The 12,120-nt window shown below is 63.9% G+C and carries 8 protein-coding genes; 5 read left to right on the forward strand and 3 right to left on the reverse strand.

The window, feature by feature from the left end; translation table 11 throughout:
• Window positions 1-492 precede the first annotated feature (492 nt).
• Together coxB and MUG98_RS11400 are read left to right on the forward strand one after the other, a co-directional pair.
• Entirely contained in the window at window positions 493-1,272 is a 780-nt protein-coding gene (coxB, locus tag MUG98_RS11395) for a cytochrome c oxidase subunit II (protein ID WP_265112227.1), read from the forward strand.
• Window positions 1,272-3,725 carry a cbb3-type cytochrome c oxidase subunit I gene (locus MUG98_RS11400; RefSeq protein WP_265112228.1) on the forward strand — a complete coding sequence of 818 codons (2,454 nt, stop codon included), beginning with the start codon at window positions 1,272-1,274 and terminating at the stop codon, window positions 3,723-3,725. The genes coxB and MUG98_RS11400 overlap by 1 nt, the downstream gene beginning before the upstream one ends.
• A 413-nt stretch (window positions 3,726-4,138) precedes the next feature.
• On the opposite strand, the gene MUG98_RS11405 is transcribed toward MUG98_RS11400, so the two are convergent.
• Together MUG98_RS11405 and MUG98_RS11410 are read right to left on the reverse strand one after the other, a co-directional pair.
• Entirely contained in the window at window positions 4,139-4,462 is a 324-nt protein-coding gene (locus tag MUG98_RS11405) for a DUF7410 domain-containing protein (protein WP_265112229.1), read from the reverse strand.
• A 127-nt stretch (window positions 4,463-4,589) separates the two neighbouring features.
• Window positions 4,590-6,002, reverse strand: a complete 1,413-nt coding sequence (locus tag MUG98_RS11410; RefSeq protein WP_265112230.1) for a hypothetical protein — start codon at window positions 6,000-6,002, stop codon at window positions 4,590-4,592.
• 102 nt (window positions 6,003-6,104) lie between these two features.
• Between MUG98_RS11410 and MUG98_RS11415 the strand changes: the two genes are divergently transcribed.
• Together MUG98_RS11415 and MUG98_RS11420 are read left to right on the forward strand one after the other, a co-directional pair.
• Complete coding sequence (locus tag MUG98_RS11415; protein WP_265112231.1) at window positions 6,105-6,371, forward strand: cytochrome C oxidase subunit IV family protein; 267 nt, start codon at window positions 6,105-6,107, stop codon at window positions 6,369-6,371.
• A 304-nt stretch (window positions 6,372-6,675) separates the two neighbouring features.
• Window positions 6,676-8,832: a GH32 C-terminal domain-containing protein gene (locus MUG98_RS11420; protein ID WP_265112232.1), complete on the forward strand. Its 2,157-nt coding sequence runs from the start codon at window positions 6,676-6,678 to the stop codon at window positions 8,830-8,832.
• 82 nt (window positions 8,833-8,914) lie between these two features.
• Here MUG98_RS11420 and MUG98_RS11425 read toward each other — a convergent pair whose 3' ends face one another.
• Window positions 8,915-10,249: a glycoside hydrolase family 68 protein gene (locus tag MUG98_RS11425; protein ID WP_265112233.1), complete on the reverse strand. Its 1,335-nt coding sequence runs from the start codon at window positions 10,247-10,249 to the stop codon at window positions 8,915-8,917.
• A gap of 462 nt (window positions 10,250-10,711) precedes the next feature.
• Here MUG98_RS11425 and MUG98_RS11430 point away from each other — a divergent pair, with 462 nt between their 5' ends.
• Window positions 10,712-12,040 (forward strand): tyrosine-type recombinase/integrase, encoded by a 1,329-nt coding sequence (locus tag MUG98_RS11430; protein WP_265112234.1) that lies wholly within the window; start codon window positions 10,712-10,714, stop codon window positions 12,038-12,040.
• The last annotated feature ends 80 nt before the right edge of the window (window positions 12,041-12,120 follow it).

Consider the following 12,120-nt stretch of genomic DNA (forward strand, 5'->3'; position numbering starts at 1 on the left):
TCGCGAGCGATCGCCCGCCCCGGCCCGATCGGTTCTTGCGGAAGGACGTCGAACAGCAGGGTGCGCCTGAACTCGGCGCCCCCGGGGAGATCTTCGTCGGCCGACTCACTGTCCTGTTGCGGTCGGATTAGTCGTCCGTCCCTGCGTCTGCGATCGAACCGACCTCTTGCCACCGCCGGCGCAACAGGTGGTTAAGCGCCGAACGCCTTCGACGGGGATGGCGTGATCGGTGGTAATCCGGTTTTGCACCGCGGCTGTCCCACGAGACGAACGATAGACAAAAGTCGTGGCGGTCCAACGGATCGGTGATGGATCGAGTCGGAGTTCGCGAACGCCGATTGAATATTTCCGGTAACGTTCGCCGATACCCGCCAAATGACGGGACGCGGCAGGGCGGTTTCCAAATAGATAAGTGCTCTCAGACATCATCGTCCGACATATAAGAGGTCTTCAAAAGAGGTGAATACGATCTTCAACGCAGTTACGACTCCGATGCAGGTGCAGACGCGCGTCGACGTATTCGAGGAGATTTTCCTCGTCTTCCTCGGACTCGGGACGCTCGTCGGCGTCGTCGTGGTCGCGTATACGCTGTACAACGCGTACAAGTACCGCGATACTGGCTCGACAGACGACGACGACACACCGACGCTCGGAGAGTTACCGACTGGTGGAAAGGGCGGCAAAAAACTGTTCCTCTCGTTCGGTCTGAGTGCCATCATCGTGATTTCGCTGGTCATCTGGACGTACGGGATGCTGCTGTACGTCGAAGATGGCCCGGGCGAGAGCCCGGGTGAGGACGCCGTCGAAATCGAAGTGACCGGTGAGGGCTTCGCGTGGTTCTTCGAATACGAGAACGGCGCAGAATCGGTCAGTACGATGAACATTCCGGCGAACACGCCGATCTGGATCGAGACGACCGGCGGCGACGTATGGCACACGTTCGGTATACCCGAATTGAAGGTGAAATCCGACGCAATCCCCGGTGAGTACGAACAGACCTGGTTCATGGCAGAGGAGCCAGGCGCGACGTACGAGATCAAGTGCTTCGAACTCTGCGGTGAGGGTCACACCCAGATGACCGGCCAGGTCAACGTCATGGAGCAAGAAGAGTTCGATCAGTGGCTCGAAGAAGAGGCACCCGAGGAAGACGGCGGTGGCGGTGACGAGAACAGTAGCGACGGAGAGAACGGCGGCAACGAAGACAGTGACAGCGAAACCGGAAACGAAACGAACAATGACAGCGCTGACAACGAGAGTGGAGGTGGGAACTGATGAGTGATCTTCCACCGAGGACATCGGTCAAGCGGTGGCTCGTGACGACAAACCACAAGGACGTCGGCATCCTCTATCTCTCGACGTCCCTGTTCTTTCTCGTCTTCGGCGGCGTCCTGGCCCTGATCTTCCGTACGCACTTGTGGGAAGCCGGCGGGATCGATCTGCTGACGAACCGCGAGTACAACCAGTCCGTCAGTGTACACGGGCTCGTGATGGTCTTCTGGTTCCTCTCGCCGATCGCGACCGGGTTCGCGAACTACCTCGTCCCCCTTCAGATCGGGGCGAAAGACCTTGCGTTCCCACGACTGAACGCCCTGAGTTACTGGTTCTATCTCTTCTCGGGAATGCTGCTCGGGATTTCGTTCTTCCAGGGCAGCTCCTTCGCCGGTGGCTGGACGATGTACGCGCCGCTGAACGTGCCAACGTACACGCCGGCGATGGAGGCGATGACCGGCGGTACCGCGACGATCCTCGCGTTGACGCTGTTCGTCATGTCGATCACGATCGGGACTGTGAACTTCCTCGTGACGATCCACCGGTCGCGCGCGGAAGGACTCGGGCTGTGGAATCTCCCGATGTTCACCTGGTCGTGGCTGCTGACCGTCTGGATGATGCTGTTCGCGTTCGCAGCACTGCTCGCTGCGCTGTTGTTGCTTTCCACGGACCGCATCTTCCTCACGCAGTACTTCGCGACCGACGAGGGCTCGAGCCTGATGTGGGCACACCTGTTCTGGTTCTTCGGTCACCCCGAGGTGTACATCGTCTTCTTCCCCGCGCTGGGGATCATGTTCGAGACGTTCCAGACCTTCTGTGGACGACGTCTCGTCGGCCGGAAGTGGGTCATCATCGCGATGGTGCTCGTCGCGGTGCAGTCGTTCCTCGTCTGGATGCACCACATGTTCCTGACGGCGATCAACCTCGAGATCAAGACCCTGTTCATGGCGACGACCATCGGGATCTCGCTCCCGTTCGACCTGATGGTCTTCGCGCTGATCTACACGATGGTCAAGGGCCGGGTTCGGTTTACGACCCCGTTCCTGTTCAGTCTCGGCGCGCTCGTACTGTTCATCCTCGGCGGAATCACCGGGGTCTTCCTCGGTGCCGTCGTGCTGGACTACGAGTTCCGGGGCACCTACTGGGTCGTCGCTCACTTCCACTACGTGATGGTCGCGGGAGTCACCGCACTGGTCGGCGGCCTCTACTACTGGTGGCCGAAGATCAGCGGGAAGATGTACTCCGAGGCGCTGGGCAAGCTCAACTTCGCGGTCTACTTCATCGGGTTCAACCTGCTGTACTTCCCACAGTTCCTGGCGTGGGAGACGCCCCGACGGGTCTTCCACTACTCCGAAAGCGTCCAGATCTACCACCAGCTCTCGACGGTCGGGGCGTTCGTCTTCGGTGCGTCGTTCCTCATCATGTTCGCGACGTTCGCCCACAGCTGGCTCAGGGGGCCACGGGCACCCGACAACCCGTGGGAGTTCTCGCGAACCGCCGAGTGGGCGATCCCCTCGCCACCGCCGCTCGAGAACTGGCACGATCGGCCGAGCTACGCGAGCGGTCAGCTCGAGTTCGTCGACGACTCGACGACCGCCACTGACGGTGGCGTCGCTACCGCCGAGACGGCGGCCCACGAGGAGGAACACGCGGACCACGCCAGCATCTGGCCTCTCGGAATCGGGCTCGGGATGGGCGTGTTCTTCCTCGGTCTGAGCGGCATGACTCCGTACGTGGCCCAGTTCGCGTCCCAACGCGGCGCCGAACTGACCAACATGGGCCAGACGAACGTGCTCTATCCGGTCATTCTGGTCGCGGGGCTCGCCATCCTGGCGATCACCCTGTTCAACTTCGGCAAAGAGGAGTTCAACGTCCCCGAGATGGCGATCGCCGAACGCTGGCCGTTCGGCGGCGTCGACAACACCAAGTTCGGCGTCTGGGTCTTCCTCGCGTCGGACGTCGTCGTCTTCGGTGCCGCGATCGGCGCGTACATCTTCGCGCGCATCCACGCGGGCTGGGGCACCTGGGATCCCGTGCCGCCGTCGACGGAGGCCGGGCTCATCAACACGTACATCCTGTTGACCTCGAGCTTCACGGTCATCCTCGCGCTGGTGATGGCCGAACGCGAGAACAGGAAGGGGCTGCTCGGAACCATGGTCGCGACGCTCCTGCTCGGGCTCACGTTCCTCGGCGTGAAAAGCTGGGAGTGGTCGTACGAGTTCGCTCAGGGCGTCTACTGGTTCACGGAGTTGCACTACTCGATCTACTTCGTGACCACGGGGATGCACGCGCTGCACGTGATCCTCGGGCTGCTGGTCGCCAGCTTCATGATCTACCGGATCGTGTCCGTCGACGCCTACCTCGAGGATCACCGGCCAGTCGAGTACTTCGGGCTCTACTGGCACTTCGTCGACATCGTGTGGGTGTTCCTGTTCCCACTGTTCTACCTGATGTAGCGGGCTCCCCGCTTCATCCGATTCCCCGTAACTGTAGCGCACTTTCGACTGCACACCGTTCGACACTGTTCTCCGCGAGCGCACTCTTCTCGACCGCGGGACGATCGACCGAAGCCGTGTCGCGGCCACGCCGGTCCACAGCGGCGACTGACGCGCTGGCTCTCCCCCGGATCAGACGGCCACCGGGTAGTTCGCCCGTGTCAGTCGCACGATCGGGTCTCCAGCGATCACGACGCCAGCGGGAGCGAACCCGCGAGGACGACGCGTCGGTGGTTTCGCGAGACGGGAACCAACGGGAAACGAGCGGCCGCGAGGCCTCTACAGGACAGTGACGAAGGATCGAAATACTGGGCAGCGATTCGAACCCGGTGATCGGGTCAGTCGTCGACGCCGCGACTGATCCCGTTCTCCGGTCACCCGGACCAGACGAGGGCGTACAGGAACGTGAAAACGAAGTACAGCAGGAAGACGGTTACGGCTGCCTTGAGGTGGAAGGTGAACAGTTCGTACTGTTCGTCGTCGCGCGCTTCGTCGAACGCCTCGCGTTCCGACTCGGAGCACTCTTCGGGGTGGGTACTCCCGACGTGGAAGGTCACGTACCGTTCCGATCGGAAGGGACGGTCGCAGTAGGGGCAGGTGTGATCTGGCGACTCATCCGTCGGGACGTCGTACTCGACGTCGGTCACCTGTTCCACGGCGGCCGCCGATTCGGCGTCCGCGACCCGTTCGACGTTCATTGCCAGTAGGATCACCTTGTGGCGTCTCGATCAAGTGTGTACCGGTGTCGGTCGGGCCCCGCTGCCCGCCGATCGAGTCGGGCGGTGCCCGGGCGGCGACCGTGACACGCCCGTGACCGGGGGCATCTCACCCCGCCACGTACGGCGGGTTCACGGTCGGCAGCGAAACGAGATAGAGGCTGACCATCGTAAAGAAGATCATCACGACGATGAAGGGGTACTGGCTACGGATCGCCTGCAGTTTTCCCGGGAAGAGTTCGAACGAGATCGTGTGGGCGACCCAGACCGCGAGGATGTGCCCGATCAGGATGCCGGCGATCTCGACGTAGCCGAACCACGACGTAAGCCGGTACTGAGTCGGGTTCGCGGGCGGATTCAGCGGTGCCGCGAGCGTCTCCAGCAGCGACGGCCACAGCGTGATCGTGAATCCGGCGTAGTGGGCGAAGTGATACCCGGCCGCGATCGCCAGCAACGCCGGCGCGAACCGGAGCGCGAGGTAGCGCGTCGAGATATAGGTCCCTGCGCGTTCACGCGTTCGCTCGGCCGCGAGCCAGTAGACCTTCCAGAACAGCCAGAAGCCGGCGAGCAAGAGCGCGAGGTAGACGAACGCCGGCGGGAACCCGAGGTCGACGAGGAATCCGATCGTGGTGACGCCGGGTGCGGTGACGATGAAGCCGCTGTAGGTCAGTTCCCAGACGAGGACGAGCACGAACGCGATCGCCGAGACGTCGGTGATCACGTCGTCGTCGCTGAGACGCGCCCCGGGGAACCGCACCGCGAGGCCGTCGTCGGTCCGCTGGACCGGGGCGACGGCCCCGTAGAGGCGGAACCACGTCGAGAGCGGGTCGCCCCGTTGGAACCACGAGTCCGGCGAGAACGCGACGGCACCGCCGATCGTGAACGCGGAGTAGCCCAGCACTGCGAGGAGCAGTGCCCCCGGTGAGGAACTCAGCGGCGCGACGATCTCGAGCCAGACGAGCACGAGGAGCGCAGCCACCGCCGGCCACGAGCCCAGTCGCCGGGGATACTCGTCGGCGACGAGTCCGTTCGGGAGGACCAGGGCGATCCGTCGCCACGGGTTCAGGGCGGGCCACGGGTTCCCGACGGTGTACGCGATCGTCGTCAGCAGTGCGCGAGCGCCGACGAACGTCAGGAGGACCGCGGCGCTGGCGAAGCCAGCGACGTCGGGGTTGAGCCCGGCGACGATTATCACGAGGGCCAGCCCGAACAGCCCGATGGTGCCGAGTACGAGCGAGCCGGCGGCGAGTAACTGCTCGGTCGTGATCCCGAGCGTCCGGTCGTGATAGTCGGCGATGACAGCGCGATCGGTGACGAGCATCGTCATGAGGGCGGAGGCGCCGATGACGCCGCCACCGGTCGCGATGTAGAGCCACGTCGGAACGGTGACGTCGCCGCTCTCCTGGGAGAGTCCGGCGGCGACGTTACTCGCGGCTACGATACCGACGCCCACCGTGAGCGTCGCGAGGACGATCACGACCGCGATCGCGGTCCGGCGACCGAGAGCCGAACGTCCACTCATTGTCCGATGGTTCGTCCGCGGCCCCATCTACGTGTCGTTTTCGGCGGCCGGGTTCGATCGCATGAGGAAGCTATAAGTGGCCGTCAATCCGATAGCGTACCAATGGCTGGCCTTCGCACGTACGCACTCATCTACGTCGCACTGCTGGTGTTGGCTACGGGGAAGTTCGTGTTCTTCGAGTTCGACGAGATCTTTACGTATCAGATGGCGGTGGGCGGAACGATCGTTCTCGCCATCATCAAGTCGAGCCTGATCGCGGGCTACTTCCAGCACCTGATCGAGGAACCGCGATCGATCACCTATCTGATGGCGACGGCCCTGTTCATGGTCCTCCTGCTGACGATCGCGGCGGGCTACTCGATCCAGTAATCGGGTCCCGAAACCGCTTCTTCGACGGTTCTCCGTCCGGATCTCGTTCTGGCGCGATCGGCCGCGTCAGACTGACGCGTATACTCGACTGCGCTTCCCGATCGAGCCGATCCCAGCCACCCGTCGTTGGACGCCGACGGTCGGCGTCGCGCAGAGATAGCGAACGGGCGTGGCATCCGCCGGATGGTGGCCGTGTGTCCCCCGGGCGATGGCCCGGGTCAAACGCATCCCACGGAGGGTTCCGACGCCGATCGGCGACCCACTGCGGCAGTTCTATAACGGTCCGGCGTTGGACTGCGTATAGATGAGTACATCCGCGAATCCCGTCGGGTTTCTGGTCGACGGGGAGTTGTCGCCGGAACAGCGAGCAGCGCTCGACTGGTGTGCGGAGGCGGGGATCGACGCCCGGCCGCTGGCGATCGCCGACGTTGCCGCTGGACCCGGACCGATCGACGCCTACGACGTCCTCTGGTGGCACCGGACGGACCCGATCGAGTCGATCGCCGAACTGTCGGACTGCCGGGAATCGATCGAGGCACACCTTCGGGACGGGGGTGGACTCTTGCTCTCCCTCCGGGCGCTCGAGGCCGTCACGTCCCTCGGGATCGATCCCGTCTCGCCGGACGTCTCGCTCGTCGAGGAACCCACGTCGACGACCGGGCTGCTCGTGAAGGCGGCGTCCGTCGGTCACCCGGCGTTCGACGGGCTGGACGGGCTGCGAGTTCCGACGCGATCGGCCGACGGCCCGCAGCCGTCCACGCGGTACGAATCCGTCCTGCCCGAGCGTGGCGAGGTTCTCGCGAGTACCCTTCGCGAGCACCACGAAGCCCCCACCGAGGTCGCTCTCGTGGGGTGGCAGGTCGGTGACGGCGACGTCGCCGGCCTCGGAACGGCACTGCAGTTCGAGGGACCGGCGACCGGAGACCCGGTGCAAAACCGGACACGGCTCGTCGACAACCTCCTCGCCGTCCTCGGAGCCGACGGGGAACGGATCGCGGAGCGACGGCCGAAAGACGCCGCCGCCCTCTCGCGCCGTCGGGCCGCGCTGGCCGGCGATCACAACCGCCCGCAGTATCACCTCACGCCGCCGGCGAACTGGCTCAACGACCCCAACGGGATGATCCAGTGGAACGGCAGGTACCACGCGTTCTACCAGTACAACCCGGGTGGACCGTACCACGAGACGATCCACTGGGGCCACGCCGTCAGCGACGACCTCGTCACCTGGGAGGACCGACCCGTGGCACTCACCCCGTCACCCGACGGCCCCGATCGGAACGGCTGCTGGTCCGGCTGTGCGATCGAGGTCGACGGAACGCCGACGATCCTCTACACCGGTGGCCGCGGCGACCTGCAACTGCCCTGTCTCGGGACGGCCGTCGACGACGACCTCTCGGCGTGGGCGAAGTCGAGCGAGAACCCCGTTATCGACGCCCCTCCCGAGGAGCCGCCGTTACGATCGACGGAGCACTGGCGCGCGGAGTTCCGGGACCACAGCGTCTGGCAGGCGGACGACGGGACCTGGCATCACCTGATCGGCTCCGGCATCGAGGACGGCGGCGGGACGGCCCTGCTGTACACGAGCGACGGCGACATGACCGACTGGGAGTACCGGGGGCCGATCCTCGTCGGTGATCCAGAACGCGACGGGGCGATGTGGGAGTGCCCGGAACTGCTCGATTTCGGCGAGAGCCAACTGCTCCACGTCTCGAACTACGAGGAGGTCCGGTACTACCTCGGTACGTACGACGCCGACGAGGGTTCGTTCGACCTCGATCGGTCCGGGCTGCTCGATCACGGCGACTTCTACGCGCCGCAGTCGCTGCGCGACGATGATGGCCGGTGGCTGATGTGGGGCTGGGTGAAGGAGGACCGGGACGCGAGCGCCCAGTGGGACGCCGGCTGGTCGGGCACGCTGTCGCTCCCGCGTCACGTCGACCTCGACGCCGACGGTCGACTTCGCCAGCGACCTGCCCCCGAACTGACGGCCCTTCGCGAGGCACACGTCCACGGCGAGACGACGACGCTCACCGACGATCACCGGTCGCTCCCCGTCACCGGACACGCGCTCGAGATCGGGGCGGAGATCCGGATCGAGGACGCAGACGAGTTCGGGTTCGTCGTTCGCGAGTCGCCCGACAACGAAGAGGAGACCCTGATCAGATACACGCGAGAGAGCACCGTGGTAGTCGATCGAGCGGGGTCGAGCCTGGACCCGCGCGCTTCGAACGCACCGGTCTCGATGCCCGTCTCACCGGTCGACGACTCGCTCTCGCTCCGGCTCTTCGTCGACGGCTCGGTCCTCGAACTCTTCGCGAACGATCGCCACTGTCTGACGACCCGGATCTATCCGACCCGCGAGGAGAGCGACGGCGTGTCGATGTACGCGGCAGGCGGATCGGCCACCCTCGAGGAACTGGACGTCTGGGAACTCGGCAGCGCCTGGTCCGAACACGAGTGACAGGGGTTCGGCGACGTACTGGAACAGTATCGACGGTCTCGATCGAACTGCGCCGTGCGTGATTCGGTGTGTCAGTGACGAATCAGTGACTTGCGGTTCCGTCGTCGTACCCGTCCCCCGATTCGGTTCCAGATCCGTCGTCCACGAACGTCGAGAGCAGTGGTGGCAAGTCCTCGTCAGCGATCGGCAGGTGGCCGTGTTCGAGCGTCCCGAGGATGCGAGTCTCCGCGTTCTCGGCCGCCAGTCGAAGGGTCGGTGCCAGCGTCCCGCCGAAGCGTCGCTGCTGTTCTGCGGGCGGGAGGTAGGCGACGTCGTCGAGTGAGAGTCCCTGCAGGTCGTAGTAATTGAAGAAACTGCTGACGAGGATCTCGTCGCGGTGTGGATACGCGAGCCACGAGTAGGTCTGGAACGGGGCGCGTTCCGGATTGGTGACGACGAGTCCCGAGTCGTTCAGGGGCGCGTACTCGCCGCGAAGCGAGTTTGCGACGAACCCGTACAGCGCGTCGTAACCCGTGATGCCGGGTGCGAACGTGTGTTCGTGGCTCGAGACGAACAGGTAGTAGCTGCCGTCCTGTACCACCACGTGGGGCCGTTCGAGTTCTTGGTTCGTCCCCGCTCCCTCGAGCAACGGCGGTTCTAGCGTCCAGTCGGTCGGATCGCCGGACGGGGAGACGGCGATCCCGACGCTACCGTTGAAGTCGAGCGCGGCGGGATCGGCGTCGAAGCGGTCCTCGCCCTCGGGATCCGGAATCGGCGTGTTGGCTTCGAATAGCAGGCACGTCTCGCCGGACCGTGGATCCTCGAAGAACCACGGATCCCGGAAGGTGTAGATCATCCCCCGGGACTGGTCCTCACGCTCGTAGTACTCGCCGTCCGGTTCGAGCAGGATCTCGTGCTCGAACGGTCCCGCGATCGACACCCCGTTCTCGTCTGCGGCGATCCTGCCGCCGGCACCAACTGCGATACGCTGCGTGTAGCTGAGGTCGTCCTCGTCGCGTGAGCCGGCAGCCGTGTAGAACAGGAAGAGTCGATCGTCGTCGTAGAGCGCAGAGCCGGCCCACTGGCGGGAGCCGAACGCGGTCCCCTCCGGGAAGACCGGTCCGCCGCAGGTCCAGTTCCGTCCGTCCGACGAGTAGAAGTACCGGATCGTCGCCACGTCGTGGCGTGTGCCCGGCAGCAGATCGGACGGCGCAGTCAGCGAGAAGATGACGCGATAGCCGTCGATCTCGGCGATCGAGCCGTCGCGGGTCCGGAGCAGCCACGTGTCCCAGAGGTGAACGTCGGGATCGATCTCCGAATCGGGCGGATAGACGATCGGGGCGACGGTTTCGTCGGTACGCTCGATCCCGGCGGCCTGCGATCGCGTCCACTGCGGGGGCGATCGTGCCGCTCTGTCGGGTTCCATCCGGTTTGCCATACGTCGACCTCCGGCCGACCGGCGAAAAATAGTTCCGGTTCACAACATGTGTTGTTAATTGATATCCAGGCTGCCGGACGGTTCACCGTCGCCGGCGCCGTCGACGTCGACCGCGACGGCGTTGCCGAGGCGGAAGCGTCAAGACCGTCTTCGCTGGCGTCACGACGCAGGGTTCGACGCGGTCGTCGAGTCGTTTCGAGGTACGTTCGCTCATCGTCACGGAGGCTGCGAGTCGAGATACAGGCCTCCGTGGTGTCGATGGTCGGGACACTGACTCGATCGACGATCGGGCAGGACGCCGGTCGTGACGCCAGTTTCACGGCTTCACGAGCATTGGCGTCTCAGCGTCACGATCGAGACGAAACCGGACAGCGAAAAGAACTGCGGGCCGTTACTCTTTGCCGAACATCTGGCGCGTTTCTGTGCTAGGGAACCAAATATCTGGGGCAGTATCATGTTCCTATGGCCGACATTAACGATCCGAATAATACGCTCGAGAAGCTCGAACGCGAGTGGGAACACCTCGAGAAGTCGTCGATCAACGACGCCGACCGGGAGGCGATCGAGGACTTCGCCCGCCACCGCGAGCGCCAGGGTGTCGCCGAGAATACGCTGATCAACGACCTCGGGAACCTCCGGCGTGCCAGTGAGAGGGCCGAGAAATCGCTCATTGAGATGGATATCGGCGACGTCCGCGTCTTTCTGGGCGTGCTTAGTGATCCTCGCGACGCAGGCGGCTATGGCCTCGACCCCAACGGCAGCGGAATGTACAATTACTGCCGTGCGCTGCGGGTCTTCTTCAAATGGCTCGACGACGATCCGGACTATGACGACGAGTTCGACTTTTACGACCGAATCGAACTCCCTGATCGGAACGTCGAAGAGGACACGATCACCCGTGACGATCTCCTCTCCGAAGACGAGATCGAGGAGCTGAAGCGAGCAGCTGCGAACAATCGAGATCCAGTTCTGATTGACTTTCTCGCTGACGTCGGGGCCCGAATTTCGTTGGCTCTCTCGCTGCGCGTCGGTGACGTCTCCGGTATCGACGGTCCCAAACCAACCTTCCGGCCGAATAGCGCCGCAGTCGGGTTGAAGGGTGTCGAAGACCGACCGTACCCGATCCTGTACTCGCGTGCGGAGCTCCGGGAGTGGTTGAACCGTCATCATCCCGATCGAACCGGTGACCGGGGAAGACCACACGACGACGCACCATTGTTCCCCGTTATCGAGGAGTACGACCACGATCGTTGCGACGAGATGGCGTTGTCGACCGACGGGTTCCGTGGGACGCTCGATCGGATCGCTCGACGAGCCGGCATCTCGCGCCGGATCACACCCCACCATTTCCGGCACGTCTTCATGACTCGGGTCCGGAACTCCGACCTCGAGGATCGCGAGATCGAGCACATGTCGATGCTGACTGACGACCAGATGCGGATGCTCGACAGGTACGATCACACCACTCACGAGGAGCGGAACGATTCCATCTTCGAACGCCACGGGTTTGTCGACGAAGATGAGGACGAAGATGGCGGCCTCGAGATCGTCAACTGTTTCAATTGCCGTTCGGAGGTAAAATCCTCGGCGTGGCACTGTCCCAAGTGTGGAGTCGCGCTTCGAGACGAGATTCGCGAAGCGATCGACGAAACCCGTGTCGAAATGCAGGACCGGGCCGTCGAAGAGGACGATCCGGACCGTCGAAAAGTGGCGATCGACATCGCTCGGGTTGCGGAGACCGATCCCGAACTGGCCGAGAAACTCGCCCAAACGCTCGGTCACATCGACTGAATCACGCATCGTCATCACCCGCCTGCCCTGCAACTTGGAGAACGGCTTTCGCGATTTGTCCGGCACGGGAGTCTTCGGTA

This window comes from Halosolutus halophilus, from assembly GCF_022869805.1.
GTDB lineage: Archaea > Halobacteriota > Halobacteria > Halobacteriales > Natrialbaceae > Halosolutus > Halosolutus halophilus.

What these genes read in the sequence shown, in the direction of transcription:
- coxB (WP_265112227.1), top strand. Translation starts at nt 493, where the DNA reads ATGCAGGTGCAGACGCGCGTCGACGTATTCGAGGAGATTTTCCTCGTC.
- MUG98_RS11400 (WP_265112228.1), top strand. Translation starts at nt 1,272, where the DNA reads ATGAGTGATCTTCCACCGAGGACATCGGTCAAGCGGTGGCTCGTGACG.
- MUG98_RS11405 (WP_265112229.1), bottom strand. Translation starts at nt 4,462, where the DNA reads ATGAACGTCGAACGGGTCGCGGACGCCGAATCGGCGGCCGCCGTGGAA.
- MUG98_RS11410 (WP_265112230.1), bottom strand. Translation starts at nt 6,002, where the DNA reads ATGAGTGGACGTTCGGCTCTCGGTCGCCGGACCGCGATCGCGGTCGTG.
- MUG98_RS11415 (WP_265112231.1), top strand. Translation starts at nt 6,105, where the DNA reads ATGGCTGGCCTTCGCACGTACGCACTCATCTACGTCGCACTGCTGGTG.
- MUG98_RS11420 (WP_265112232.1), top strand. Translation starts at nt 6,676, where the DNA reads ATGAGTACATCCGCGAATCCCGTCGGGTTTCTGGTCGACGGGGAGTTG.
- MUG98_RS11425 (WP_265112233.1), bottom strand. Translation starts at nt 10,249, where the DNA reads ATGGCAAACCGGATGGAACCCGACAGAGCGGCACGATCGCCCCCGCAG.
- MUG98_RS11430 (WP_265112234.1), top strand. Translation starts at nt 10,712, where the DNA reads ATGGCCGACATTAACGATCCGAATAATACGCTCGAGAAGCTCGAACGC.